This window comes from Catenulispora pinisilvae, from assembly GCF_015356865.1.
Taxonomy (GTDB): Bacteria; Actinomycetota; Actinomycetes; order Streptomycetales; family Catenulisporaceae; genus Catenulispora; species Catenulispora pinisilvae.
Map to the genome: position 1 here is coordinate 1 of NZ_JAAFZA010000149.1, position 25,441 is coordinate 25,441.

A 25,441-nucleotide genomic window follows, 5' to 3' on the forward strand; every position below is an offset into this window, starting at 1 on the left:
GCCAGATGCGCCAGCTGGAGGCCTCCGGCGGCGGGGCGCTCATACCGGTGGCGCCGAGCTGCGGGCGCGAGCCCATCGAGGAGCTCATGGTGTCCTCGCCGCCGGAGGCCTCCAGCTGGCGCATCTGGCCGTCCAGGTAGCTCTTCAGGCGCTGGCGGTACTCGCGCTCGAAGGCACGCAGGTCGTCGACCTTGCGTTCCAGCGCCGCGCGGGCGGTCTCCAGCGAGCCCATCGCCACGCGGTGCTTCTCCTGCGCGTCGCGCTCCAGGGCGTCGGCCTTGCCGCGCGCGTCGCGCTCCAGGCCGTCGGCCCGGCCGCGGGCCTCGCCGACGATCTTGTTGGCCTCGTTGCGGGCCTCGGCGATCGCCTGGTCGGCGGTCTGCTGGGCCAGGGCCAGGACCCGGGCCGCGGAGTCGCCGCCGGGGGCCTGGAACTGCGGGGCCTGCGGGACCGGGAGCGGAGCGGGCAGGGGGGCCGGAAGCGGCGCCGGGACCGGCGGCGCGGGCGCGGGTATCGGGGTCGGCTCCCGTCGCATCGGGACGGGCGCGGCCGCCGCGCTGGCCGCGGCCCGGGTGGCGGCGGCCAGCTTGGCCCGCAGCTCCTCGTTCTCGCGGATCAAGCGGGTCAGCTCGGCCTCGACCTCGTCGAGGAAGGCGTCCACCTCTTCCTCGTCGTAGCCCTCGCGCAGGCGTACGGTCGTGAACTGCTTGTTGTGGACGTCCTCGGGAGTCAACGGCATCTTTCATTCACCTCAGGCGTGGCGTGGTCGTCGGCATTCGCACAGACATTACCCGGTCACAGCGTAGCCGCGACCCGGATCAGCAGTAAGACGATGATCACGAGGATCATGAACGCCACGTCAAACCCCATCCCGCCCAGCCGCAACGGCGGGATGTACCGCCGCAACAGCTTCAGGGGAGGATCTGTGACCGTGTACGCCGTCTCCACGACGACCAGCATGACACCCCGCGGCTCCCATGACCGGGCAAATACCAAAACCCAGCCGATGATGAGGCGGATGATCAAGCACAGCGCGAAGAGGTAGAGCACCCACAGGGCCAAGGCCCCCACAACGCTCATAGCGCAGTCCCCTTCCCACCTTCGCCGGCGCCCCGCCGCGTACGGTTTGCGTCACCGCCGCGGGACGCCGCCGGACCCGAAGTCTGTTCCTAGCGCCTCAAGACGGTCAGCTCTGGTTGAAGAAGCCGCCCTCGGCGATCCGGGCCTTGTCCTCGGCCGTCACGTCGACATTAGCAGGCGACAGCAGGAACACCTTCTGCGTCACCCGCTCCATGTTCCCGCGCAGGCCGAAGATCAGGCCGGCCGCGAAGTCCACCAGGCGCTTGGCGTCGGCGTCCTCCATCTCGGTCAGGTTCATGATCACCGGGACCCCCTCCCGGAAGTGCTCGCCGATCGTGCGCGCCTCGTTGTAGGTGCGCGGATGCAGCGTCGTGATGCGGTAGGACGCTTCGCGGTCCGCCGACCGGTCAGTCGGGACGCTGTACATCACCGGTCCACCTCTCTCGGCTCGGTCGGCTCGCGAGGACCGCTCGGAGCGGTCCGGCATCACCGTCACGTTGGAAGCCGCCGCGAAGGAGCGGCGGTCGTTCTGCGCGACGACGAGCGCACCGCCGGAGCCGGGCTCCGGCTCGGGGTGCACCGGCTCGGCAACCGCCGCGGGCTCGGCGGGCTCCGTCTCGTACTCGTCCTCGTAGTCGTCGTAGTAGCGCTCGTCCTCGAACCGCTGTTCGTCTGTGAGCCCGAGGTAGACCGCTGCTCTGCGCATCATGCCGGCCATGGTGTTCGCCTCCGGACTGGGCCTGTAACGGCTGTCTTGCAACTGTCAACGAAAAAGGGTGCCGCGCAGGTTTCCCGTTCGCGGTCGATGATGTGTGGCGCAGAGGTGCGGTCGTCGTATCCGATGTTCGATAGATGCGACGTTACCGGAATCACCGTCTGATACCGAGTATCGCGCTGCCGACGCGGACGTGTGTCGCGCCCGCCGCCACCGCTTCGCCCAGATCCCCACTCATCCCCGCGGAGATCATGGTGGCTGAAGGGTGTGCCGTTCGCAACCGCATAGCCAGCGCGTACAGCCTTTCGAAGGCCGGTCCCGGCTCGGCGCCCAGCGGCGCCACCGCCATCAGGCCCCCGAGTCGCAGACCCGGTGCCGCGGCGATCGCGTCGGCCAGTTCCGGCACCCGGTCCGGAAAAGCCCCGCCACGGGCCGAATCGTCGTCCATGGGCTCTGCGTTACCCAGATCGACCTGCACCAAACAAGTCAATTCTTTGTCATACCGGACAGCCCCCTTGGCGAGCGCGGGGACCAGGCGCGCCCGGTCCACCGAGTGCACGAAATCGGCGTATCCGGCCACTGAGGAAGCCTTGTTGGTCTGGAGTTGACCGATGAAATGCCAGCGCAGTCCGAGCCCGGCGGTCTCCTGCGCTTTCGGTGCCGCTTCCTGGTCCCGGTTCTCGCCGACGTCCAGAACCCCGAGTCCGGCCAGCACCCGCACATCCGAGGCCGGATAAGTCTTGGTCACTGCGATCAATGTCACGTCGGAGGGATCACGGTTGGCTTTGCGGGCCGCGGCGGCGATGTCCTCGCGCACCGCGGCCAGATTCGCGGCGATCTGCTCCCGCCGCGAATCCGAGGCCTGCTGCTCCCCGGCGCGGCCCTGGTCCTCCTCGGGCATCCTCAGTCCAACCAGACGAAGCCGGCGAACCGGCCGGTCGTGCCCTCGCCGCGGAAGGAGTAGTAGTCCTCCGATTCCTGGGTGCAGACCCGCAGCCGCACCGAGGACTTCAGGTCGATGCCGGCCGCTTCCAGTTGCGCCCACACGCCTTCGGCGACGTCCAGCCCGGGCGTGCCCTGCCGGGTCTCGGCGTAGCTGGCCGGGACCTTCTCGGCCACATCGGCCCGCATCCGCTCGGGCACCTCGTAGCACAACCCGCACACCGAGGGCCCGCTGACCGCGACGATCCGCTCCGGCGCGGCACCCAGGCGCACCATGCGCTCGACCGCGGCCGGGACCACACCGGCCTTCATGCCGGGCCGTCCGGCGTGCACTCCGGCCACCACCCCGGCCTGGGCGTCGGCCAGCAGCACCGGCACGCAGTCGGCGACCAGCACCGCCAGCGCCAGGTGCCGGCGGTCGGTGACCAGCGCGTCCACGTCCGGGGCCCGGCCCTGCCACTGCGCGGACGCGTAGGCCACGTCCGCGCCGTGGATCTGGTTCATGTACACGACGTTGCCGGGGTCGGTGAACCCCAACTCGAACGCCACCAGCGAACGGTTGGCCGCGACCGCCTCGGGGTCGTCACCCACGTGCCCGCCGAGGTTGGTCGCGGTGTAAGGGGCCTTGGAGACCCCGCCCCAGCGGTCGGAGAAGGCGAAGCGGGTCTTACCGCCCTGCCCTGCCGGACCGGAGTGCTGCCATATCGCCACGGAAGTCGCCCGGCTACTTCAGGAAGTCGGGGATGTCGAGTTCGTCCGCGGCCGAGGGCGCCGGCTGGACCGGGATCACCGGGACGTTCATGGTGTCGGCCATCGGGTCGTGGGCCGGGATCGGGGCCGGGGCGTCGGTGGGCTTGGGCAGGGTGCCCAGCACCTGCTCGCGCATCCCGTCGCGGACGCTGGTCTCGTCGTAGCGGGTCTGGCCGGCGGCCTGGGAGTGCCCGGTGCGCCGCTTGGCCGGCTCGCCGCCGTCGAACCCGGCCGCGATCACGGTGACCCGGACCTCATCGCCCAGGCCGTCGTCGATCACCGCGCCGAAGATGATGTTCGCCTCGGGGTGCGCCGCCTCGCTGACCAGCTGCGCGGCCTCGTTGATCTCGAACAGGCCGAGGTCGGAGCCGCCGGAGATGCTCAGCAGCACGCCGCGGGCACCGTCGATGGAGGCCTCCAGGAGCGGGGAGGAGATCGCCATCTCGGCGGCGGCCACCGCGCGGTCATCGCCCCGGGCCGAGCCGATGCCCATCAGGGCCGAGCCGGCCTCGCTCATCACCGACTTCACGTCGGCGAAGTCCAGGTTGATCAGACCCGGGGTGGTGATCAGGTCGGTGATGCCCTGGACTCCGGAGAGCAGCACCTGGTCGGCGGCCTTGAACGCGTCCAGGACCGAGACGTTCTTGTCGGAGATCGACAACAGCCGGTCGTTCGGGATGACGATCAGGGTGTCGACTTCCTCGCGCAGCGCCGCGATGCCGTCCTCGGCCTGGTTGGCCCGGCGCCGGCCCTCGAAGGTGAACGGCCGGGTCACCACGCCGATGGTCAGCGCGCCGAGCTCCCGGGCGATCCGGGCCACCACCGGGGCGCCGCCGGTGCCGGTGCCGCCGCCCTCGCCGGCGGTGACGAAGACCATGTCCGCGCCCTTGAGGACTTCCTCGATCTCCTCGGCGTGGTCCTCGGCCGCCTTGCGGCCGACGTCCGGGTTGGCCCCGGCACCCAGACCGCGGGTGAGCTCGCGGCCGACGTCCAGCTTCACGTCGGCGTCACTCATCAGCAGAGCCTGGGCGTCGGTGTTGACGGCGATGAACTCGACGCCCTTCAGGCCGACCTCGATCATCCGGTTGATGGCGTTGACGCCGCCGCCGCCGATGCCCGCGACTTTGATGACTGCCAGGTAATTCTGCGGTGCTGCCACGTCCGACGGCCTCTCCGTGGTGACGGTAATCTCGTGATCACCTTAGTCCCGCCCACACCGGCCGGGGACACGGCGGGGTCGTGCGACTGTGAAGTCTTTACAGGACATTAGGTCCCGCGACCTGTGAGGTTCAACGAACACGCCGAAACTGTCGGCAGGTTTTACTTCTCAGCGTAGTCCGACGACCCCTGTGTGATCCCGCGCGGATCCGATGAGGGGAATACGTATGTTGTCCGATTGCCCGCCAGATCTTAGCCGATCGCGGGTATCGGATTCGAACCGTTACGAATACGCCGGAGCCGCCGGGGCGCTCAGGTCATAGTGCGCCGAGTCGTTTCCGATCAGAGCGGTCAGTATCCGGGCCTTGAGATCGGGTTGGTCCGCACCGCCCCACAGCACCGTCACCGACTTCTGTTTCGCCTTCGAGGCGGTCAAGGTCAAGGTGATGGCGTAAGGCCCGGTCGCCGACACGGCGAGTACCCGCGCGCGCAGCGCGGGCGACAGGGCCCGAAGGGCCGCCAGCGCCCCGGCGACTGTCGCCGCGCGATCCTTCGGCGCCGGATCAGCGAACTGCTCCAGGTGGATGACCGGAAGATGCGGGGGAAGCACCGAAGCGGTGGCGGCTGTGTCGAAGACCACGCCGTCGGGATCCACGATCTGGTAGGAACCGTCCGGCTGCGGCAGCGCGGCGGCCGGGGTCCGCTCCACGACCGTGATCGCGATGGTGTGCGGCAGCGAGCGCTCCACCCAGGCGTCCTTCACCCGCGGCAGCGCCATCAGCCGGGCCTTGGCCGCCCCGGTGTCCACCGCCGCGACCGGGGCGTGCGCCGGGATCGCGGCGGCGGCCAGCACCTGCTGCCTGGTCAGCACTTTGACGCCGGAGACGCTGGTGGAGCGGACGTCGAAGACCTTGGTGTGCCACAGGATCGAGTAACCGGTCAGGGCCAGCACCGCCAGGAACACCGTGACCGTCACCGCCAGCCGCCGCCAGCGCCGACGACGCCGCAACCGGTCCAGATAGCGCTCGACCAATACCCTGCTGACCCGCGGGTGGCCGGCTCCGGTGGCGTTCATGGGCTTCAGTTTCGCAGATGGCGACCGTGCCGTCGGTCAGCCGTGGCCGCCTGTCAGCCGCCGGTCTTTCAGCCGCCGGTAGTCGTCCTCGACGGCTTCCGGATCGGCGAAGAAGGCATCGTAGAAGAACCGGCGGCGCTTGTCCGCGATCCTGTCGTGGCGGCGTGCGACGGCCGTTTTGAGATTCCTCACGATTTTCTCGTTCATTATGATTCGTCCCTACTTGTTGTGGTCTATCAGCTTCCGAAACCACTGTAGGAACAGATCGAACACGGCTACGATCCAATAGCGTGTCCGATACACAGACCAATCTGGCCTGGGAAACCCTGCTGGACCTGTCCACGACCCGCCCCGGACCGCTGCACCACCGGCTCGCCGAGTCGATCCGGACGGCCATCCGCGGCGGCCGGCTGCCGCTGGGCTCCGCGCTGCCGCCGAGCCGGGTGCTCGCGACAGGCCTCGGGGTGTCGCGATGGACCGTCACGGAGGCCTACGCGCAATTGGTGTCGGAGGGGTTCCTGGCCGGGAAGACCGGGTCCGCGACCCGGGTGAGCTGGTCGCCGCAGGCCGATGAGCGGCGGGCCGGCGGCCACAGCCACCCGGGCCTGCCACAGCTGTTGGGGGCGCCGAAGCACGGCCACCGACCGGTCCGGTACGACTTCTCGCAATGCACGCCCGACTACCGTGCCTTCCCCCGCCGCAAGTGGGTCGAGGCGATCCGGGTGGCGGCCGAGACCGCGCCCTTCGACCGGCTCGGGTACTCCGAGCCGGGAGGCGAGTCACGACTGCGGGAGGTCCTGGCCGCCCACCTGAACCGTCGGCGCGGCACCCGCGTCGATCCGGGGCTGATGACCGTGTTCACCGGTGCCCGCCAGGGAGTCGCGGCGCTGGCCCGGGCTCTGTACGCGGACGGGCAGCGGGTCATCGGTGTCGAGGATCCGGGTTCGAGCGGGTTGTGGGAGCCGGCGGTCGCCGCCGGCCTGGAGCTGGTGCCGCTGCCGGTGGACGAGCGGGGAGTCGTGACCGAGGCGCTCGCCGGCCACCCGGACGTGCGCGCCGTGATCATCGGCCCGGCCCGGCACGTGGTGACCGGCGCCGAGTTGGCACCGGAACGGCGCAGCTGGCTGCTGGACTGGGCCGCGCGGGTGGACGGCCTGGTCATCGAGGACGACTACGACTCGGAGTTCTCCTACGACCGGCAAGCACTCCCCGCGATGCAGGGCACGGATCCGCACCGGGTGGCGCTGATCGGCTCGATGAGCCGCACGATGACGCCGACGGTGAACGTCGGCTGGGTGGTGGCCCCGCGGCGCTGGCTGGACAGCGTCCGCAGCGAACCCCGGATGGCCGCGACCGCGCCGGCCCTGAACCAGCTGGCCCTGGCACACTTCATCGAGTCCGGAGCCTATGACCGGCACCTGCGGAGCAGCCGGCAACGGTTCCGGGCTCGGCGCGACGCGCTGGTCACGGCACTGACCCCGGCGCTGCCCGGAGCCGCGATCGGCGGCCGCCAGGGCGGTCTGCACCTGCTGCTCGACCTGCCGCCGGGGGCGTCGGCGCGGCGGATCATCCAGGCGGCCGAGCGGCGCGGGGTCGAGTTGTGCGATCTGAACCTGCTGCGGCTGGCCGGTCCGGCCGACGACCGGCAGCTCATGCTGGGCTACGGGAATCTGGCCGACGCACAGGTGGCCGAGGCCGTGCGGGTGCTGGTCGAACTCATACGCGAGTCCGAGGCCGGGCTCTGATCCGTCGCGATGCCAACTGTCTGACATCGCCGGCCCGCTCCCGGCCGCCGCCGGGACCGCCGGTGTGCCCGCTCCTAGGCCCGCCGCCGGCGATCCCGGCGTCGCCCGATCCCGACGTCGCCCGATCCCGACGTCGCCCGATCCCGACGTCGCCCGATCCCGACGTCGCCCGATCCCGACGTCGCCCGATCCCGGCGTCGCCCGATCCCCCATTCGGACCGCGCCGCATGCGACCGGGCACCGCCAGACGTCTGATCGAGCCATGGCACTCACCTCCAAGCAGAAGAAGCAGGGGGCCGTGGTCACCGCGGCCGTCGGTGCCCTGGCGCTCGGCGGCGTCGCGGTCTCGACCCTCGGCCCCTCCTCGTCAGCGGGCTCCAAGCCGATCGTCGCCGCCGCGCTGCCGCAGCCGGCCGCGGCCGTGCCGATGGCCGCCACGCCGAGTCCCTCGGGCTCGTCGTCGGCGACGGCCATCACGGTCACCGCGAAGGCCGACAACACCAAGCCCGCCGACGACACCGTGTTCACGATCTCCGGGGAGGTCAAGGGCGCGAAGCCGGGCACGAAGGTCCGGTTGCAGCGGCAGCAGACGGCGAGCTCGACCAACGCCTCCCCGGCCTGGAGCACCCTGGCCTACACGACCTTCACCGACAAGAGCAACAAGTTCGCGTTCGCGGTGAAGATGGAGACGGCCGGCTCCTACAACCTGCGCATCCTGCACCCGCAGGACAAGGAGGGACCGGAGACCGCGTACTCAAGCCCGTTCGCGGTGTCCGTGAGCCCGACGGCGAGTTCCAGCGCGTCGTCCAAGGCCTCGTCCAAGGCCTCGTCGGCGGTCTCGTCGGCGAAGAGCCCGGCCAGCTCCAGCAGCTCGAAGAAGGGCTGACCATCCGGGACCGCCCGGCCACCACGTAGGCGAGGAGTGGCCGGGCTTTTCGCTGCTCAGCTTGAATTCTTTCGAGCTCAGAGGAACCGTGAGCTGGGCACCGGCCCGGGCGAGCCGATGTACTCGCGCCGCGCGGTCAGCCAGTTGTCCGCGACCGCCGTGACGAACGCCTCCAGCACGGAGTCCGGATCCGGCGGCGTCTCGCCGTCGCCCTCGTCGGCGTAGGGCTCGGCGGCGACCAGTTCGGCGGCGATCTCCTCGGCCGGACGCGCGTCGGCCTCGGTCTCGGTCACCTCCCCGTCGACCACCCGCAGCGCGCTCCCCCAGGGTTCGCGCACCATCTGCCGCAGGAACCCGATGGCGTCGGCGGCGGCCAGCGGCGGATCGGTCCAGTCGCAGGCGCGCTCGAAGAGGATCTGGCCCGGCACGCGGTTGCGCAGCGCGGCCAGGACGTCCGGCTCAGCCTCGTTGAGGTCGTAGGCGACGATCAGGGTGTCCGTCCGCTCCGGGGCGAACGGCACCGCCGGCAGGTCGAAGTACTTCGCCGCCGCCAGCCCCATGATCTGGCTGTCGCGATCGGGCAGCAGCGAGACGGTCTGCGGCGACAGGCCCCGGCCGGCCAGCACCACCCCGAGGCGCCGCAACGTTTCCACGCACGCCCCGTAGCTGTCGCCGACCATCGCCCAGCGTCCGGTCATGCCGGCGTCGTAGCCGTAGGGCGAGACGGTCAGCAGGACGCCGCCGGTGAGCGCGAACTGCCAGCCGCGCAGATCCCCGGCCGCCAGACCGTCGTCGGTGACGGCGACCGCGGCGGCCCGGACCAGCATCGCGCGGACCTTCTCCCGCAACGGCAGCAGATCGTCCCGGTCCTCGCCCTCGGGCTCGGCCAGCGCCGCGAACTCCTCCTCCGCGACCGCCACCTCACCGGCCAGCAGCGCGTTGAACGCCAGCTGGTACCGGGCCAGCCAGGGCAGCTCCCCCTGGAAGCCGCGCAGCGCGGCCATCGCGTCCAGGTGCTGCCAGGCCCGCTCGCAGGCGGCGGCCAGCTCGGTCCGGATCTGGATCACGCCGGGCTCCAACTCGGCGGCCTCGCGCAGCACCCGGATCGCCAGGAAGGCGATCCCGTGCTCGATGCACTCGAACCCGAAGTCGTACAGCGCCGCGGCCCGCGCCTCGCGGTCGTCCTCGGCCTCCAGCGCCCGGGAAGCCGCCCCGACCATGGCGTCGAACCCCATACTCCGCGCGGCCTCCCGGAGCAGCCGCACGAAATCGGGCAACGGCACCGCGTCGCCGTCCACGCGCAGATGCCGGATCAGCCCGGCGATGTCATCGGCGGCCAGCAGTTCGTCGGCAGCGGTCAAGGGATCGGCGGCCGCGGGGGCCGCGCCTTCGGAAGTCACCGTGGAACCGTAGCGAGTCCGCCGTATGCCCCGCCCGGTATTTCCGCAGAGACCGTCTCGGCATCTCGAAAACAGCCGCCGAATTTCAGCTCTCTTACAACCTCGCCGGATCGGGATGCAGTCCGTGTCTCGCGAGAGCACGAGGCGTCCCGCGTAGGAGCTTGCGCGCCGACGCCGTCCCACGATCTGGAGGAACCGCTTGTGCTAGCACGAACCCGCCGTGGCCCGATCCTGGCGGCGGCCACGGCCCTGGGCCTGACCGCCGCGGCCGGAGCCGCCGGCGCCACCGGTGCCGCCGCGGCGACCGCCCCGGCCGCCTCGACCACCGCCCGGACCGCGACGCCGGTGTCCGCGACCCCGCTGTCCCCGAACCGGGCTCCGGCCGCGGCCGCGGCCCAGACCAGCACCCTGCCGAACGGCGACCGCGTGACGGTCACCGGGACCGGCCCCGCCGCGTCCGTCACGGTCACGGCGCCGAACGGCAAATCCGTCCCGTTCACGCGCTACGCGCCGGACGCGCACCACACCTACATCATCCCGGCCTCGGCGGCAGCCGACCCCGCGAACCTCGTCCCGGCGCAGTACCTGGTCCCCGCGCTGAGCACCCCGGCCGCGCCGGCGGCGACGCCCTTCTACCCGATGGTGATCCTGCAGATCAACGCCCTGGGGCTGGACGGCAAGGCCGCGGACGCCGTGACGTACCTACAGAACACGGACGACGGCAGCAAGTGGAACGCGCCGATCCCGGTGGTGAACGGCATCGCCAGGGTCGCCGTGCCGGCCGGGCACTACTCGGCCACCACCGGCTTCACGACCAACGACCCCACCGGTTTCTCCGCGACCCAGCGCCTGGTGACCCAGCTCGACTTCACCGTGACCGCCGGCGGTGTCACCACCCTGACCGCCGACGAGCGCACGGCGGCCTCGCAGATCGCGCCGGCCACGCCGAAGCCGTCGGTGGGCGGCCTCCAGTACCTGATCTACGGCCGCACCGACAGCAAGGGGGTCACCGGCAACCTCGTCGTGGAGAACCTCGGATCCACCTACGTCGCCCCCACGGCGACGGCCCAGATCGGCACGTTCAGCTACCAGCTGGCGGCCTGGATCGGGACGAACCCGGCCGGCAGTTCGGACCTCTACACCTACGCCCTCGGCTTCCCGGCCGCCGACCACATCGACGCCGACCAGAACTACCCGGTCGACACCTCGAAGCTGACCACGACGCACAACACCATCGACACCGACGCGGGCGACCCGGTGCGCGAGGGCGAGTACATGATCGGGCCGTACTCGCCGGAGTACGGCGGGCTCGCGGACACCCAGGTCTTCCCGATCCCGGCGCACCTGACCTCCTACGTCAGCGCCCCGGTCGGCGACATCAGCTGGACCCAGCAGGTCATGGACGCCCTGCCCAGCCCGAACTCGGGCTCCCCGTCGGCACTGCTCTTCGGGAAGCTCGGCGGCGTCTATCAGGGCCCGGGCAAGGAGGTCTGGCGCACCTGGGGCCACGGCCCGATCACGCCGCAGGTGGGCAAGTTCAAGGACACGGCCGGCCCGTTCAGCGGTCCGATCCAGTGCAACTCCTGCGCTGACGGCGGCACCGTCGACCTCGGGCTGGTCCCGATCCAGGACAGCAACCCGGACAGCTACGCACAGCTGCTGGGATGGGCGACCGCGCACCTCACCGTCTACCGCGACGGCACCCAGGTCTTCTCGCAGGACAACGCCTCCGGCACCGAGCTGACCGGCCAGGCGCAGCAGCCCGGCACCTACCGTCTGGTCTACGACCAGGACCTCAGCCAGTTCCCGATCACGCAGTCCACCTCGACGCACACCGACATCACCGTGCCGTACACCCCGGCCTCGGACCCGGCGTCGACGTTGCCGTCCGGGTACGTCTGCGCGGCTCAGGGGACCGGCACCACCCCGTGCTCGATCCTGCCGGTGCTGGACCTGAACTACCAGCTGGCCACCGACGACACGAACACCAGCCACGGCCCGGTGACGGCGCTGGACCTGACCGTCGGCCACGAGTCCTACGGCTCGGCGGGCTCGCAGGCCGCGGCCACCGGCGCGACGGTGTCAGTGTCCTTCGACAAGGGTGCGACCTGGACCGCGGCCTCGGTGGTTCCGGCCGGTCAGAACCACTTCGTGGCGTTGTGGAAGAACGGCGCGGCCAAGGGCGCCACGCCGTGGCTGAAGGTGACCGCGACTGATGCGCTCGGCGGGTCGATCAGCCAGACCGTCGACAACGCGTACACCATCGGCTGAGGGGGATCAGGGTTATGAGTCGGATAGGAAACCACAGGCTGCTCGCCGTGCTGGGAGCCGCAGTGCTGGCGGCCGGTGCCATCACCGCTGCGGTGGCACCAGCAGACGCGGCCACTGCGAGAAGCAATGTGAAGGATGTGTGTGGGGCTGCGAAGCCTGGATTCGACCGGTGCTTCGCGCAGATCCGCACCGACGTGCATGAGCCGGCGCACATCGGCCGGGTGGCTGGTGCCGCCGGTAAGGCTGCCGCTGCTGCTGCCCCGGCTGGCTTCGGCCCGGCGGATCTGCACGCCGCGTACGACCTGCCGAGCGCGGGTGGTGCGAATCAGACTGTGGCGATCGTGGATGCGGGGGACGACCCGGCCGCCGAGGCGGATCTCGCGGTCTACCGCTCGACCTACGGCCTGCCGGCCTGCACGACCGCCAACGGCTGCTTCAGCAAGGTGAACCAGCGGGGCGCGGCCACCCCGCTGCCGACTGACGCCGGTTGGGGTGTGGAGATCTCGCTGGACTTGGACATGGTCTCGGCGGCCTGCCCGCAGTGCAAGATCCTTTTGGTCGAAGCCGATACCGCGCAGGGCAGCGATCTCGGCGCGTCGGTGGACACCGCGGTCAAGCTCGGTGCGACCGAGGTCACCAACAGCTACGGCGGGACCGAGTCCTCGGCGACACCCGGTGACGCCGTGCACTACACGCATCCTGGCGTCGCGATCGTCGCGTCTTCTGGTGATGGGGGCTACGGCATCCCGAATGAGCCTGCGGTGTACAGCAGCGTGGTCGCGGTCGGCGGTACCTCGCTGGCTAAGGCCGCCAACGCCCGCGGCTGGACCGAGAGCGCCTGGAACAGTGACGGCGGCGCGGCGGGCAGCGGCTGCTCAGCGTGGGTGGACAAGCCCGCCTGGCAGACCGATGCGAACTGCCCCGGCCGCATGATCGCCGACGTCTCAGCCGACGCCGACCCGCAGACCGGACCGGCCGTCTACGTCACCGACACGCTGGGCCAGCCGCTCCAGCCCGGCTGGAACATCATCGGCGGCACCAGCGCCTCCTCGCCGTTCATCGCCGGAGTGATCGCGCTGGCCGGGAACCCGGGCAAGTACGCGGACGCGTCGTCGTTCTACGCCCCGGCGGCGCGCGCCGGGCTGAACGACGTGGTCGGTGGGAAAAACGTCACCGGCCTGGACTGCGGCGGCGACTACCAGTGCAACGCGGTGGTCGGGTATGACGGACCGACCGGGATGGGGTCGCCGAACGGGCTGTCAGCGTTCTAACTGGCTGCTCTCGCTGCTCTGACTACTCTCGCTGCTCTGACTGATTCTGTCGTTCCGAATCGGTTTCCGATGGGCCGGCACCCTACTGGGCTGCCGGCCCCTTTCACGCCGTCACCTTCGCGTCCCACTCGACGCGGAAGCGGTGCACCGGACCGAACATCTTCTCCGGTTGCAGGAAGGTGCGGCTCGCGATCGGCATCATCAGGCCGAACATGAACTTGGCGACCGGTCCGGCGGTCTTGCCGTTGTTGGTCTTCGCGGCCTGTTCCGAGATCTCCTCGACGCGCGGCCTGCGCAGGCGTTCGTACGTGGCCAGAGCGGCGGGCAGCGCGTCGATGTCCCGCAGGCAGTGCGCCAACTCGACGGCGCTCTCCAGCGCCAGCGACGCGCCCTGGCCGGAGCTGGAGGACGGCGCGTGCGCCGCGTCCCCGACCAGCACCATGCGGTCCCGGAACCAGTGCGGCAGCTTCGGCATCCGCTCCATCGGCCCGGTCAGCACCAGCTCGTCCGCCGACACCGCGCGCAGCATCCGCTCCCCCGGCTGGTCCCCGGCGTGCGCGGCCCGCAGCTTCGCCAGCCACTCGGCGTTCGGCACGGCGCGCGCCTCGGCCAGCGTCATCGGCTTGTCCTGCGGCAGGTTGCTGAAGAAGACCTCCGACCCGTCCGGCTGCGTCCAGTAGCCGTAGAACGAGCGCTTGCCGAAGGCGAAGTGCATCTCATCAACCTCGCCGGGCCGATACGCACCGGTGAGGTCCCCGAACCCGAAGCTCATCAACCCGGCGTACTCCGGCTCCGGCGCCTCCGGATCGATCAACCGCCGCACCGTCGAGTGGATCCCATCCGCACCGATCAGCAGCTCAGCGGTGGCGGAGCTGCCGTCGGCGAACCGCGCGGTGACACCGTCGGCCGCCTCCTCGACCCCGACCAGGCGCTTGCCGTCGTGCACCACGATGCCCTGCTCCTCAGCACCGGCCCTGATGGCGTCGAACAGATCGGCCCGGTACAGGACGCGGCTCAGCGGCAACCCCGGCAGCGACGGCAGCCGCATCAGCGTCCTGCCATTGCCCTTCTCCATGATCATGGTGTGCAGCGGATTCCCCACGGCCTCCACCCGGGCCCGCAACCCCACGGTCTCCAGCGCGGCCAGCCCGTTCGGCGCGACGGTGAGCATGGCCCCGGAGCGGTCGGTCCGCGGATAGGCCTCATAGACCTCAGCCCGGATACCGGCCTTGGCCAGGGCGAGAGCGGCGACGGGGCCGGCTATGCCGCCGCCGACGACAATGGCGTTCTTGATGGCTGTCATGCTGACTATAGTTACATGGTGACTAGTTACTACGCAACTAGTATCGAGGCGAAGCCTGTCCACAGCGACGACAAAACAGGGCGCCCCGAACCGGGACGCCCTGACCTGTGGCTCTGTTTTATGGACCTACCGACTAAGCCAGCAGCTTCAGCAGCCGCGGCCCGATCTCCGTCACGTCCCCCGCCCCGACCGTGACCACCAGGTCGCCGGGCCCGGCCAGCTCGGCCAGGCGCTGCGGCACCCGGTCGAAGTCCGGCTCGAACAGGCTGGCCTCGGGGGGCAGTCCTGTCTCGGCCGCGATCACGTCGCCGCCGACGCCGGGGATCGGCTCCTCGCCGTGCGAGTAGACGTCCAGGACCACGGCCGCGTCGGCGCTGCCGAGGGCCGGGCCGAATTCGTGCAGGAAGGTGTTGGTGCGGAAGTAGCGGTGCGGCTGGAAGGCCACGACGACGCGGCCCTCGCCGACCAGTTCGCGGGCCGCGGACAGGTCCGAGGTGATCTCGGTCGGGTGGTGGCCGTAGGAGTCGTAGACCTTCACGCCGCCGGCCTGGCCGAGGTACTGCATGCGGCGGCTCGCGCCGGTGAACTGCGCGACGCCTTCCAGGAACGGCTTGGGTTCCACGCCGAGCGCCAGGGCCACGCCGAGGGCGGCGCCGGAGTTGAGGGCGTTGTGCCGGGCCGGGATCGACAAGGTGATCGGGCCGTGGGTCTCGGTGGCCGTGACCAGCTTGAAGGTCGGGAAGCCGCCGACGGTGCCGACGTCGGTCACCCGGATGTCCACGTCATCGCCCAGCCCGTAGGTCAGCACCCGTACCCCGCGCGCGGCGGTGCGTTCGGCGATGGCCCGCGCGGCCTGGTCGTCGGCGAAGCAGACCAGCGTGCCGCCGGGCTCCAGCCGGTCGGCGAAGTCCTGGAACTCGGCGCGGACCTGCGCCACGTCGGCGAAGTGGTCCGGGTGGTCGAGCTCGATGTTGGTGATGACCGCGACGGTCGGCCGGTAGTGCGTGAACGTGCCGTCGGACTCGTCGGCCTCGGCGATCAGGATGTCGCCGGCCCCGGCGTGCCCGGACTCCCCGGTGGCGCCGATCTCGCCGCCGATCACGAAGCTCGGGTCCAGCCCCACGTGCCGCAGCGCGACGGTGACCATCGAGCTGGTGGTGGTCTTGCCGTGGGTGCCGGCGATGGCCACCGAGCGGTAGCCGGGCATCAGGGACGCCAGGGCGGAGGCCCGGTGCAGCATCCGCAGGCCGCGGGCGCCGGCCTCGACGACCTCGACGTTCCGCTCCGGGATGTCGCCGGAGATCACGACGGTGTCGACGCCGTCCAGGTTCTCCGGCGCCTGGCCGAGCGCGATGGCCGCGCCGAGGTCCCGCAGTTCGCGGACGGTCGCCGAATCCTTGATCTCGCTGCCGCTGACCGGCAGGCCGCGGCCGATCACGGCCCGGGCGAGCGGGGCCATGCCGACGCCGCCGATGCCGACGAAGTGGATGCGGCCGAGCTCGGCGGCCGGGATGACTTCGGCCGGGGCTGGGAAGCGCTTCATCGGTCGCCCTCCTCGGTGTCGGTGGCCACGGTGGCGACCTTGGCTTCGGTAGCTGCCACAATGGCGGGCTCGGCTTCGGTAGCTGTCTCGGCTTCGGCGGCGACCTCAGCTTCGGCAGCCGTCTCAGCTTCGGTGGCGGGCTTGGCCTCAACCGCGTCCGCGGCCGCAGCCGGAGCCGGAACTGAAGCCGGAACCGGAACCGACTCAACACCCGAAGAAGCCGCAGCCGCAGGCACAGGCACAGGCACAGCAACCGAACCCCCCGGCCGCGCCACCCCAGCCGCCGCGAACACCAGATCCACGATCTTCTCGTCCGCGTCCCGGATCCCGAACCGGCGCGCCGCCGCGCTCATCGTCACCAGCCGCTCGGCGTCCAGCAGCAGCGGCACCACGTTCGCCGCGAACCACTCCGGCGTCAGCGCCGAGTCGTCGATCAGCAGCCCGCCGCCGGCCTCGACCACCGGCGTGGCGTTCAGCCGCTGCTCGCCGTTGCCGACCGGCAGCGGCACGTACACCGACGGCAGTCCGACCGCGGCCAGCTCGCTGCACGTCATCATCCCGCCGCGGGTCATCGCCAGGTCGGCGGCGGCGTAGGCGAGGTCCATCCGGTCCACGTACGGCAGCGCCACATACGGCGGCCCGGCGGGGTCCTGCTCTATCGCCACCGAGTTCTTGTCGCCGTAGGAGTGCAGCACCTGGATCCCGGCGTCGTGCAGCCGCTTCACCGAGGCGACCATCGTGTCGTTCAGCCGCCGCGCGCCCTGCGAGCCGCCGGTGACCAGCAGCGTCGGCCGGTCCGGGTCCAGGCCGAAGGCCTTGCGGGCCTCGGCGCGGGTGGCCGCGCGGTCCAGGCCGGTGATGGCCGGGCGCAGCGGCATGCCGACGCAGACGCCGCCGGGCATCGGGACCGCCGGGTTGCCGGTCAGCACGTGGTCGGTGAACTTCGCGCCGACCCGGTTGGCCAGGCCCGGGCGGATGTTGGCCTCGTGCACCACGATCGGCCGCTTGGCCCGCCGGGCGGCCAGGTAGGCCGGCAGCGCGACGTAGCCGCCGAAGCCGATGACGACGTCCGCGTCGACCTCCGTTATCACCTGCTGCGCCGCCTTGACCGTGCCCAGCATCCGGGCCGGCAGGGTCAGCAACGCCGCGGACGGCTTGCGCGGCAGCGGGACGGCCGGGATCAGCCGCAGCTCGTACCCGCGGGCCGGGATCAGCTTGGTGTCCAGGCCCTTCGTGGTACCCAGCATCGTGATCCCGATCGTGGGATCGGCACGCCGCAGCGCGTCCGCGGTGTTCAGGGCGGGTTCGATATGCCCGGCGCTGCCGCCGCCGGCGATGACCACATGCACCCGGCCACCCTATCGGTCGGCGGGGGCCGATTCCGGACGCTCCGAGGTGACGCCCCGGTCGCGCACTGTGTCCGGCGAAGCGTTCGACCCGCCGCTCGACCCAGCGCTCGACCCAGCGCTCGACCCGGCATCCGCCCCGGCCGGATCCAACGGCTCGGGACGCCGCCTGGCGAACGACATGAGCATCCCGACCGCCGTCAACGACGGCAACAGCGACGAACCGCCATAAGACACGAACGGCAACGGCACGCCCGCGATCGGCAGCACACCGGTCACCGCCCCGAGATTGATCATCATCTGCGCGGCCAGCCAGACCGTGACCGAGGCCGACACCAGCCGCACGAACGGGTCGGTGGTCCGCAGCGCCATCCGGATCCCGGCGTAGGCGAGCGTCAGGAACAACCCGAGCACCGTCAGCGCGCCGATCAGCCCCAGTTCCTCGCCGATGATGGCGAAGATCATGTCGGTCTGCACCTCCGGCAGCTGCCCCCAGCGCTGCTTGCTGGCGCCCAGGCCCTCCCCGAACCAGCCGCCGCTGGCCAGCGCCTGGAACGCGTGGATGGCCTGGTAGCCGGTGCCGCCGGGGTCGTTCTCGGGACTGAGGAAGTTGGTGAACCGCCGCACCCGCGAGGGCCGCATCAAGATGGCCAGCGTCGCCAGCCCCACCGCCGAGCACAGCAGGATGGAGAACAGCCGCCCGGGCGCGCCGGCCGTGAACAGCAGGCAGAACACGATGGCGACGATGATTATCGAGGTCCCCATGTCCCCGCCCATCATCACCAGCGCGATGATCACCACGGCCCCGGGCACCAGCGGCACCAGCAGGTGGTCCCAGGTGGTGAGCAGCTTCTCCTTGCGCACCAGCAGGTCCGCGCCCCACAGCACCAGCGCCAGCTTGGCGAACTCACTGGGCTGCACGGTCAGCGGCCCGATGATCAGCCAGTTCTTGTTCCCGTTGTGCGAGGACCCGACGGCCAGCACGAGCAGCAGCGCCAGCACGGTCCCGACCAGCGCGGGATAGGCCAGCGTCCGGTACGCCCTCGGCGGCAGCCGCGACGCGCCCCACATCAGCGCCAGCCCCAGCACCGCCGAGATCGCCTGGTTCTGGATCGAGGACAGCATCGGCCGGCCGTTCACCAGGTTGTTGACACTGGAGGCCGAGAACACCTCCAGCAACCCGATGCCGAGCAGCAACAGCACGGCCCCGACCAGCAGGTAGTAGGACGTGAGTTCGAGGTCGAACAAGGACTTCAGGACGGCGCGACGGGCCCGCAGCGCACGCACGGCGTTCTTCAACGGCGACGCCTGCGGGTCCGCGGCCTGTTCACTCATGGTCCTTAGGTTAGCCAGCGGGCGGCGGACGGGGGGTCAGCTTGAGGCGGGGTGTCGGGAACCGGGGCCTTCGCCGGTCTATTACGCACCAGGGACGAGGTCCGTCTAGAGTGATGTGCCGCATTGCCGCCGCGCCGGCACCTGGTTCCCGGCGGGGATGATTCGCCACGCTCACAGTCGTCCCACCGGGGGGTTCGTCCCGAATGCCGCAACTACCGGCCACCGTCCGTTCCCTGCCGGTCACCGGTGCCGCCGCGCTCACGGCCCTGCGCCGCGGCGAACGCGTCCCCTACCTCGGCATCGCCTCCCAGCACGCGCGCATAGCCCGGGGCCGGACCCTCGCGGTCGTCGGCCTCGTCGCCTTCGTGTGCTCGGTCTGGCTGCGGATCGTCGTGGTCTCGGCGCATCCGCAGGAACTGTGGCTCAACATCGACCTCGACGTCTACTACGAGGCCGGCCGGTCGCTGGCGCACGACCAGCAGCACCTGTACTCGAACGGCTTCGGCCTGGGCAAGCTGCCCTACCTCTACCCCCCGCTCACCGCCCTGGGCTACGCGCACCTGACCTGGCTCACCTTCGACCAGATCAAGGTGCTGACCGCGGCCGTCAGCATCGCCTGCCTGGTCACCGTCGCCTGGTCGGCGTGGGGCCTGCTCGGCTACCGGGCCGGCTTCGGACGGCTCGGCGCCGCCCTGGGCGTGGCCGCCGTCGGCATCTGGCTGGAGCCGGTGCACTCGAACCTGAACCTGGGCCAGGTCAACGTGGTGGTGATGGCGCTGGTCGTGGCCGACCTGGCGCAGGCCGACCGGCGCTGGACCAAGGGGATCGGGATCGGGCTGGCCACCGCGATCAAACTGACCCCGGGCCTGTTCGTCGTCTATCTGCTGCTCACCCGGCGGTTCCGGGCGGCGGCCGTGGCCACCGGCAGCTTCGTGGCGGTCAGCGGCGCGGTGTGGCTGGTGCTGCCCAAAGGCTCGCGCGAGTTCTGGTTCCACGCGATCGGCGTCACCTCCTTCGGCCGCGACTACGCCGCGAACCAGTCCTTCCAAGGGATGTTCCTGCGGCTGCTGAACAACAACGACCACGCGGCGAAGTACCCGTGGCTGCTGGCGAGCGCGCTGATCGTGATCATCGGCCTGGCCGCCGCCGCGCTGGCCGCCAACCGCGGCGCCGAGCTGCTGGCCGGCGCCGTGGTCTCGGTCATCGCGCTGGAGATCTCGCCGATCTCCTGGACCTGCCACTGGGTGTGGGTCGAGCTGCTGCTCGTGCTGGCGATCCACGCCGCGATCCGCTCCGGGCAGCTGCGGACCCGGGTCTGGGTGACGGTCGGGACGATCGCCATGCTGGCCTGGCCGATGCGGGTCAACGACTCGGGCGGGTCCGATCCGCGCCAGCCGCTGATCCCGACCGGACTGATCAACTACGCGCCGCGCTCGCTGGGCCGGGAGGAGGCGTGGGATCCGTTCCAGATGCTGTATGGCAACGGCTACGTGCTGGCCGGTGTCGCGTTCGTCATCGCGGTGGCGGTCCTGGAGTTCCGGCGGTTGCGCCGGGACGAGACAGACGCTGTGGACCGGTCGGAAACCACGAAGGAACCCGAAGAACTGGCCGGTGCAGCCACCTCAGGCTGATCGGCTCCACAACAGAAGGCCCACCAGAAGGCCCACAATAGAAGCCATGGCAGGAACCCGAGGCTGGGCCGAGTACTGGCGCGACGACGCCCGAGGCGTCGAAGCCATGCACGCCCGCTTCCGCGACCACGTCTTCGCCCCGCACTCGCACGACGCCTACTCCTTCGGCGTCACCGAGGCCGGCGCCCAGCAGTTCCACTGCCGCGGCGGCCTGCACACCAGCTCCGCCGGGATGGCCATGACGCTGAACCCGGACGACCCGCACGACGGCCACGCCGCCGCCGAACTCGGGTATCACTACCGCATCGTGCACGTGTCCCCGCAGGCCGTGCGCGCGGTGCTGGCCGACGCCGCCACGACCGACGCGGGCGCTTCCGGCCCCGCCGCCGCCCTGCCGCTGTTCACCCGTCCGGTCCTCGGCGACCGCCGCCTGGCGCACGCCATCGCGCGCCTGCACGCCGCGCTGGCCGCCGGGGCCAGCCCGCTGACCCGGGACGAGCACCTGCGGGCTGTCATCCTCGGCGCGCACCTGCGCGGGGCGACCCGGCCGCCGCGCATCAGGACCCTGGCCGACGGTGCCCAGCGGGCGGCGGCGCGCCGGGCCCGGGCCCTGATGCGCGAGGCGTATCCCGAGCCGGTGTCGGTGGAGCTGCTCGCCGAGGCCGCCGGGTGCAGCAGGTTCGCCCTCTACCGCGCCTTCTCCGCCGAGTTCGGCATGTCGCCGAGCGACTACGAGCGCCAGCTCCGCCTACGCCACGCCCGCTCCCTGCTGGCCGCCGGCGCCGCCCCGGCCGACGTCGCGGCGGCCACCGGCTTCGCCGACCAGGCGCATCTGGCGCGCTGGTTCAAGCGGGCATACGGGATCACTCCGGGGATCTTCGTGCGGGGCGCGGGGCGCTGATCCCGTCCGGTGTCAGAGGACTGCGGCACAGGTCTACCGTCGAACAGACGAGCGGAATAGTTTGATAGTCCATGAGCTACGAAATCCCGTCGGAAGCCCACCGCCTCCACGCCGAGGGCCGCTCCGCGGGCGCCCGCGGCGACTACGACGAGGCCCTGACGCTGCTCGGCCGGGCCGCGGCACTCGCCCCGGAGTGGCCGTACCCGCCGTACGACGCCGCTTTCACGCACCTGATGCGCGGCGACACGCGCGCCGCGCAGAACCTGTACGAGCGGGTGGCACTGCTGTCCCCGGCGGGCTTCTTCACCTGCCGCACCACACTGAACATGCTGCGACGGGAGCACGCCGGACAGCTCAGCCCAGGTTTCTCCAGGGCCTTTGTGCAGTTGGAGTGGCTGGAGGACCGCGCGGAGAAGACGCGGATCCTGCGGACCATCACGCAGCGCTTCCCGGGGTTCCCGCCGGCGTGGAAGGAGCTCTCGCTGCTGCTGGAGGATCCGCAGGACCGGGTGATCGCCATGGACAACGGACTCGCCGGGGATCCGGATCCGGAGACCAAGACCACGCTGCTGCTGAACAAGGCCGGGTTGTACGCCGCGCTCGGCGATCTCACGGCCGCCTCCGCGCTGTACGCGATCATCGCTGAGGACCCGGATGTGACGCCGACCGGGGCCGCTTTCGCCCGGGCGTTCCGGGCTAGGCGGATGCCGGGTCAGTAGCTCTGCTCGGCAACAGCTCTGCGGTCGGCAGCTCTACTGTCAGTAGATCTCGATGAGCAGTTCTCTTGCTTTCACTCCGCGACCTCGGCCTTCAGCTCCCGCACCGCCTCAGCGAAGACGTCCCCACGCTGCCCATACGAACTGAACATGTCCATCGACGCGCACGCCGGCGCCAGCAGCACGGTGTCCCCGGTCACCGCCATCGCCCGCGCGGCCCTGACCGCCTCGGCCATCACCTCGGCCGCCCGGTCCGGGCCGGGCCCGCCGAGGTCCGCCACCGGCACTTCCGGGGCCCGGCGGCGCAGCGCCTCGGCGACCAGGTGGCGTTCGGCGCCGAACAGGACCGCGCCGCGCAGCCGCTTGGCGTGCCGTTCCACCAGGTCGTCGAAGTCCGCGCCCTTGGCCAGCCCGCCGGCCAGCCAGACCACGTGGTCGTAGGCGCCGATCGAGGCCGAGGCGGCGTGCGGGTTGGTGGCCTTGGAGTCGTCGACGTAGTCCACCCCGTCGATGGTCGCCACCCAGGCGATGCGGTGCGGCTCGGGCCGGAACTCGCGCAGCCCGTCGCGCACCGCCGTGGGCTCCACGCCGTAGGCGCGGACCAGCGCGGCGGCGGCCAGCGCGTTGGCGATGTTGTGCGGGGCGTTCGGCTCGACGTCGTAGACGGTGCCCAGCTCGGCGGCGCTGCTCCGGCGGTCGTCGACGAAGGCGCGGTCGGCCAGGATGCCGTCCACCACGCCGAGCATCGACAGCCCCGGCGCGCCGAGCGTGAAGCCGATCGCCCGGCAGCCCTGGACGACGTCCGCCTCCTCGACCAGGCGCACGGTCTCCAGGTCGGCGGCGTTGTAGATCGCGGCGATCTGGCAGTTCTCGTACGCGCGGGCCTTGGCGTTGACGTACTCGGCGTACGACCCGTGCCAGTCGATGTGGTCCGGCGCGAGGTTCAGCACCACGGCGGCCAGCGGGCTCAGCGTGGAGCTCCAGTGCAGCTGGTAGCTGGACAGCTCGATGACCAGCACCTCGAACGGCTCCCCGGCCTCCCCGCCGGCCTGCCCCCGCAGCACGGCGTCCAGCACCGGGTACCCGATGTTGCCGCACGCCACGGCGTTCTTCCCGGCCTGCTTCAGCATCGACTCGGCCATCCGCACCGTGGTGCTCTTGCCGTTGGTCCCGGTGACGACCAGCCACGGCGCGTGACTCCCGTCCGCCAACGGCGCCCGCAACCGCCACGCCAGCTCGGCGTCCCCCCAGATCGGCACCCCGGCCGCCCGCGCCGCCGCCACGATCGGCGCCGACGGCGGCATCCCGGGACTGACGATCAGCAGCTGGGTCCCGGCCGGCAGGGTCTCATCGTCACCCAACCGCAGCGTGGCACCGTGCTCCGCCGCCTGCGCCGCGCGCGCCGTGGTCGCCTCATCGTCATACCGATCGACCAACGTCACCTTCGCCCCGCGCGCCGCCAACGCCGCCGACGCCGACAACCCGACCACCCGCGCCCCCACCACCGTGACGGCGGCGCCATCGAACTGCACAGGACCGGGAGCGGCGAAGTCGTTCATGCGGGCAAGCCTATTAGGTGGCGCGCGCATGCACGCTTATTGGGCGGCGGCCGCCAACAGCCGCATGGCCATCTCGGCCAACTCCGGGTATCGCACCACCCGCTCGCCCCAGCCGGGGACGGGCACGTGAAGCACATCGGTCCAGCGCACGGGGATCGCGTCGCGGCCATAGACGGCACCGGCCAGTCCCCCGGTCACCGCGGCCACGGTGTCCGTGTCGCCGCCGAGGTCGATGGCGGCGCGCAGGGCGGACTCGTAGTCGGAGGTAATGCGCAGCGCCCACACCGCGGACCCCAGACACGGCCACACGGCGCCGTTGAACTCGGTGGCCAGCCCCGGATGCCAGTCGGGCGCCAGGATCGCGGCGTAGCGGTCGCGGTGGTCGGGGTGGATGCGCGTGATGACGCCGGGCAGCGCGATGAGCGGGTCCTCGCCATCGAGGGCGAGGCGCACCAACTCGTGGAAGACCGCCGTGCCCTCCCACGCCGCGCGGTCGCCGTGGGTGAGGGCCGCGATGCGGCGGGCCGCGTCCATCGTCGCCTCGCGCCCGGCGGATGCGAAGTAGACCGCGGAGGTCGCGGCGCGCATCGGGGAGCCGTTGCCGGCCGCGTGACCGGTGATCCAGAAATGCAGCCCGGCCGCGCTGTCCCAGGGGTCGCCACTGGTCAGGACGGATTCGGTCTGCAATCCGATGTCCTTGGGATCGGACCGGGCCCACCGCTGAAAACGCTCGAAGATGTCAGCCGGGTCCAAACCGCCGCGCTCCAGCAGCGAATCCGCGACCAGCACTGCCATCTGGGTGTCGTCGGTGGCTTCGCCGGGGTCCCAGCCACCGCCGCCGCGCATCTCAGAGGGCGTGGGATCGCCCGGCGGATTCGGCTCGGCTGGAAGCACTGGAAGCATCTGCGCCGGGTACTTCGCCGGGCGCTTCACCGGATTCTTCACCGGATACTTCACCGAGAACGCGCCAGCCGCCCCGAACTCGAAGGGCGCGCCGAGCGCGTCGCCGACCGCCGAACCGACCACCGCCCCGACCGCACGCGCCGCACGTTCCGTGTCCCCGATCACCCGCGCCGTACGTTCCCTGTCGCCGACCACCCGCGCATCCTAACGCCCAGTTCACGCACACTTGGCCGACCCCGGTGGACCAGCGCTACAAAGGCGGCGGATCATCGAGGCATGACCGATATCAGGGACCTGAACGCGCGCGCGGTACGCGACAGTATGGACATCGTCAGGCAGGTGCAGGTCACGGACTTGGGCCGGCCGACCCCGTGCGAGGGGTGGACGCTCGCGGATCTGCTGGGCCACATGACGGTGCAGCACCACGGCTTCGCGGCGGCGTCCCGGGGCGACGGCGCGGACATGAAGCGGTGGGAGTTCGCAGCAGCCGGACCGGACGCGGTGCAGCAGTACCTCGCGGCATCGGAGGAGGTACTGGCCGCGTACGCGGAGCTCGGTGCCGACCTCGACACCGTCTTCGACCTGCCCGAGTTCCAGATCGACCCGCCCCGCTTCCCGGCACCGGTGGCGATCGGCTTCCACTTCATCGACTACATCGTGCACGCCTGGGACGTCGCCGCCACCCTCGGCCTACCCTTCGACCTGCGGCCGGAGCTGGAGCAAGAGGCGCTGCGGATCACGCTGGCCGTGCCGAACGGCGACAACCGGACCGCCGACGGCTCGGCGTTCGTCCCCGCGCTGGAGATCCCCGAGGACGCCTCCGCGCTCGACCAGATTCTGTTGCACCTGGGACGGACGCCTGGGTGGCGGCCTATTGGTTAGGGGTGTTTGGGGTTCGGGGCGCCTTTTTC

The 25,441-nt window shown here is 71.0% G+C and carries 22 protein-coding genes and 1 pseudogene; 8 read left to right on the forward strand and 15 right to left on the reverse strand.

What is annotated here, in order from left to right; translation table 11 throughout:
- From IZR01_RS32045 to IZR01_RS32080, 8 genes are all read right to left on the reverse strand, one after another.
- On the reverse strand, nucleotides 1–739 hold a 739-nt coding region (locus IZR01_RS32045; RefSeq protein WP_194926044.1), incomplete at its 3' end, for a DivIVA domain-containing protein.
- 56 nt (nucleotides 740–795) lie between these two features.
- Nucleotides 796–1,080 carry a YggT family protein gene (locus IZR01_RS32050; protein WP_194895530.1) on the reverse strand — a complete coding sequence of 95 codons (285 nt, stop codon included), beginning with the start codon at nucleotides 1,078–1,080 and terminating at the stop codon, nucleotides 796–798.
- 106 nt (nucleotides 1,081–1,186) lie between these two features.
- On the reverse strand, nucleotides 1,187–1,798 hold the full coding sequence (locus IZR01_RS53615) for a cell division protein SepF (RefSeq protein WP_194895531.1): 612 nt from the start codon (nucleotides 1,796–1,798) through the stop codon (nucleotides 1,187–1,189).
- A gap of 151 nt (nucleotides 1,799–1,949) precedes the next feature.
- Complete coding sequence (locus IZR01_RS32060) at nucleotides 1,950–2,696, reverse strand: YggS family pyridoxal phosphate-dependent enzyme (RefSeq protein ID WP_194926045.1); 747 nt, start codon at nucleotides 2,694–2,696, stop codon at nucleotides 1,950–1,952.
- A 2-nt stretch (nucleotides 2,697–2,698) separates the two neighbouring features.
- Nucleotides 2,699–3,448 carry a peptidoglycan editing factor PgeF gene (gene pgeF / locus IZR01_RS32065; protein ID WP_194895533.1) on the reverse strand — a complete coding sequence of 250 codons (750 nt, stop codon included), beginning with the start codon at nucleotides 3,446–3,448 and terminating at the stop codon, nucleotides 2,699–2,701.
- Nucleotides 3,449–3,461: 13 nt separating this feature from the next.
- Nucleotides 3,462–4,646 (reverse strand): cell division protein FtsZ, encoded by a 1,185-nt coding sequence (gene ftsZ / locus IZR01_RS32070; RefSeq protein ID WP_194895534.1) that lies wholly within the window; start codon nucleotides 4,644–4,646, stop codon nucleotides 3,462–3,464.
- A 282-nt stretch (nucleotides 4,647–4,928) separates the two neighbouring features.
- On the reverse strand, nucleotides 4,929–5,720 hold the full coding sequence (locus tag IZR01_RS32075; protein ID WP_194926046.1) for a cell division protein FtsQ/DivIB: 792 nt from the start codon (nucleotides 5,718–5,720) through the stop codon (nucleotides 4,929–4,931).
- Nucleotides 5,721–5,756: 36 nt separating this feature from the next.
- Nucleotides 5,757–5,912, reverse strand: a complete 156-nt coding sequence (locus IZR01_RS32080) for a hypothetical protein (RefSeq protein WP_194926047.1) — start codon at nucleotides 5,910–5,912, stop codon at nucleotides 5,757–5,759.
- A 98-nt stretch (nucleotides 5,913–6,010) separates the two neighbouring features.
- On the opposite strand from IZR01_RS32080, the gene pdxR reads away from it, so the two are divergent.
- Both pdxR and IZR01_RS32090 read left to right on the forward strand, forming a co-directional pair.
- A complete protein-coding gene (gene pdxR / locus IZR01_RS32085; RefSeq protein WP_194926048.1) occupies nucleotides 6,011–7,465 on the forward strand; it encodes a MocR-like pyridoxine biosynthesis transcription factor PdxR in 1,455 nt (484 codons plus the stop codon).
- A 262-nt stretch (nucleotides 7,466–7,727) separates the two neighbouring features.
- Nucleotides 7,728–8,351 (forward strand): hypothetical protein, encoded by a 624-nt coding sequence (locus tag IZR01_RS32090; RefSeq protein ID WP_194895538.1) that lies wholly within the window; start codon nucleotides 7,728–7,730, stop codon nucleotides 8,349–8,351.
- Between the two features lie 77 nt (nucleotides 8,352–8,428).
- Here IZR01_RS32090 and IZR01_RS32095 read toward each other — a convergent pair whose 3' ends face one another.
- The gene (locus tag IZR01_RS32095) at nucleotides 8,429–9,751 is read right to left on the reverse strand and encodes a hypothetical protein (RefSeq protein ID WP_194926049.1); all 1,323 of its coding nucleotides are present in this window, start codon (nucleotides 9,749–9,751) and stop codon (nucleotides 8,429–8,431) included.
- A 201-nt stretch (nucleotides 9,752–9,952) separates the two neighbouring features.
- On the opposite strand from IZR01_RS32095, the gene IZR01_RS32100 reads away from it, so the two are divergent.
- Nucleotides 9,953–12,022, forward strand: coding sequence for a hypothetical protein (locus IZR01_RS32100; RefSeq protein ID WP_194926050.1), 2,070 nt, complete (start codon nucleotides 9,953–9,955; stop codon nucleotides 12,020–12,022).
- A gap of 14 nt (nucleotides 12,023–12,036) precedes the next feature.
- Nucleotides 12,037–13,293, forward strand: a complete 1,257-nt coding sequence (locus IZR01_RS32105) for a S53 family peptidase (protein WP_194926051.1) — start codon at nucleotides 12,037–12,039, stop codon at nucleotides 13,291–13,293.
- Between the two features lie 103 nt (nucleotides 13,294–13,396).
- Here IZR01_RS32105 and IZR01_RS32110 read toward each other — a convergent pair whose 3' ends face one another.
- The 4 genes and pseudogenes from IZR01_RS32110 to ftsW form a co-directional block, all read right to left on the reverse strand.
- On the reverse strand, nucleotides 13,397–14,596 hold the full coding sequence (locus IZR01_RS32110) for an FAD-dependent oxidoreductase (RefSeq protein ID WP_194926052.1): 1,200 nt from the start codon (nucleotides 14,594–14,596) through the stop codon (nucleotides 13,397–13,399).
- Nucleotides 14,597–14,729: 133 nt separating this feature from the next.
- Nucleotides 14,730–16,139, reverse strand: a complete 1,410-nt coding sequence (gene murC / locus IZR01_RS32115) for a UDP-N-acetylmuramate--L-alanine ligase (protein WP_194895543.1) — start codon at nucleotides 16,137–16,139, stop codon at nucleotides 14,730–14,732.
- 281 nt (nucleotides 16,140–16,420) lie between these two features.
- Nucleotides 16,421–17,488: pseudogene (murG, locus tag IZR01_RS32120) on the reverse strand (undecaprenyldiphospho-muramoylpentapeptide beta-N-acetylglucosaminyltransferase); the annotation flags it as partial.
- A gap of 9 nt (nucleotides 17,489–17,497) precedes the next feature.
- The gene (gene ftsW / locus IZR01_RS32125; protein WP_194926054.1) at nucleotides 17,498–18,820 is read right to left on the reverse strand and encodes a putative lipid II flippase FtsW; all 1,323 of its coding nucleotides are present in this window, start codon (nucleotides 18,818–18,820) and stop codon (nucleotides 17,498–17,500) included.
- 203 nt (nucleotides 18,821–19,023) lie between these two features.
- Here ftsW and IZR01_RS32130 point away from each other — a divergent pair, with 203 nt between their 5' ends.
- The 3 genes from IZR01_RS32130 to IZR01_RS32140 all read left to right on the forward strand — a co-directional run bounded on the left by IZR01_RS32130 (nucleotide 19,024) and on the right by IZR01_RS32140 (nucleotide 22,071).
- Nucleotides 19,024–20,451, forward strand: a complete 1,428-nt coding sequence (locus IZR01_RS32130) for a glycosyltransferase 87 family protein (protein WP_194926055.1) — start codon at nucleotides 19,024–19,026, stop codon at nucleotides 20,449–20,451.
- Nucleotides 20,452–20,497: 46 nt separating this feature from the next.
- Nucleotides 20,498–21,352: an AraC family transcriptional regulator gene (locus tag IZR01_RS32135; RefSeq protein WP_194926056.1), complete on the forward strand. Its 855-nt coding sequence runs from the start codon at nucleotides 20,498–20,500 to the stop codon at nucleotides 21,350–21,352.
- A 71-nt stretch (nucleotides 21,353–21,423) separates the two neighbouring features.
- On the forward strand, nucleotides 21,424–22,071 hold the full coding sequence (locus tag IZR01_RS32140) for a hypothetical protein (protein WP_194895548.1): 648 nt from the start codon (nucleotides 21,424–21,426) through the stop codon (nucleotides 22,069–22,071).
- 71 nt (nucleotides 22,072–22,142) lie between these two features.
- On the opposite strand, the gene murD is transcribed toward IZR01_RS32140, so the two are convergent.
- Entirely contained in the window at nucleotides 22,143–23,627 is a 1,485-nt protein-coding gene (murD, locus tag IZR01_RS32145) for a UDP-N-acetylmuramoyl-L-alanine--D-glutamate ligase (protein WP_194926057.1), read from the reverse strand.
- A 36-nt stretch (nucleotides 23,628–23,663) separates the two neighbouring features.
- Complete coding sequence (locus IZR01_RS32150) at nucleotides 23,664–24,725, reverse strand: ADP-ribosylglycohydrolase family protein (RefSeq protein WP_323747160.1); 1,062 nt, start codon at nucleotides 24,723–24,725, stop codon at nucleotides 23,664–23,666.
- A gap of 81 nt (nucleotides 24,726–24,806) precedes the next feature.
- Here IZR01_RS32150 and IZR01_RS32155 point away from each other — a divergent pair, with 81 nt between their 5' ends.
- The gene (locus IZR01_RS32155) at nucleotides 24,807–25,412 is read left to right on the forward strand and encodes a TIGR03086 family metal-binding protein (RefSeq protein ID WP_194926058.1); all 606 of its coding nucleotides are present in this window, start codon (nucleotides 24,807–24,809) and stop codon (nucleotides 25,410–25,412) included.
- Nucleotides 25,413–25,441: the final 29 nt, after the last annotated feature.

Bases quoted from the DNA above. Each gene is read 5' to 3' on its own strand.
- IZR01_RS32050 (WP_194895530.1), bottom strand. From the start codon at position 1,080: ATGAGCGTTGTGGGGGCCTTGGCCCTGTGGGTGCTCTACCTCTTCGCG.
- IZR01_RS53615 (WP_194895531.1), bottom strand. From the start codon at position 1,798: ATGGCCGGCATGATGCGCAGAGCAGCGGTCTACCTCGGGCTCACAGAC.
- IZR01_RS32060 (WP_194926045.1), bottom strand. From the start codon at position 2,696: ATGCCCGAGGAGGACCAGGGCCGCGCCGGGGAGCAGCAGGCCTCGGAT.
- IZR01_RS32075 (WP_194926046.1), bottom strand. From the start codon at position 5,720: ATGAACGCCACCGGAGCCGGCCACCCGCGGGTCAGCAGGGTATTGGTC.
- IZR01_RS32090 (WP_194895538.1), top strand. From the start codon at position 7,728: ATGGCACTCACCTCCAAGCAGAAGAAGCAGGGGGCCGTGGTCACCGCG.
- IZR01_RS32105 (WP_194926051.1), top strand. From the start codon at position 12,037: ATGAGTCGGATAGGAAACCACAGGCTGCTCGCCGTGCTGGGAGCCGCA.
- IZR01_RS32110 (WP_194926052.1), bottom strand. From the start codon at position 14,596: ATGACAGCCATCAAGAACGCCATTGTCGTCGGCGGCGGCATAGCCGGC.
- murC (WP_194895543.1), bottom strand. From the start codon at position 16,139: ATGAAGCGCTTCCCAGCCCCGGCCGAAGTCATCCCGGCCGCCGAGCTC.
- ftsW (WP_194926054.1), bottom strand. From the start codon at position 18,820: ATGAGTGAACAGGCCGCGGACCCGCAGGCGTCGCCGTTGAAGAACGCC.
- IZR01_RS32130 (WP_194926055.1), top strand. From the start codon at position 19,024: ATGCCGCAACTACCGGCCACCGTCCGTTCCCTGCCGGTCACCGGTGCC.
- IZR01_RS32135 (WP_194926056.1), top strand. From the start codon at position 20,498: ATGGCAGGAACCCGAGGCTGGGCCGAGTACTGGCGCGACGACGCCCGA.
- IZR01_RS32140 (WP_194895548.1), top strand. From the start codon at position 21,424: ATGAGCTACGAAATCCCGTCGGAAGCCCACCGCCTCCACGCCGAGGGC.
- murD (WP_194926057.1), bottom strand. From the start codon at position 23,627: ATGAACGACTTCGCCGCTCCCGGTCCTGTGCAGTTCGATGGCGCCGCC.
- IZR01_RS32155 (WP_194926058.1), top strand. From the start codon at position 24,807: ATGACCGATATCAGGGACCTGAACGCGCGCGCGGTACGCGACAGTATG.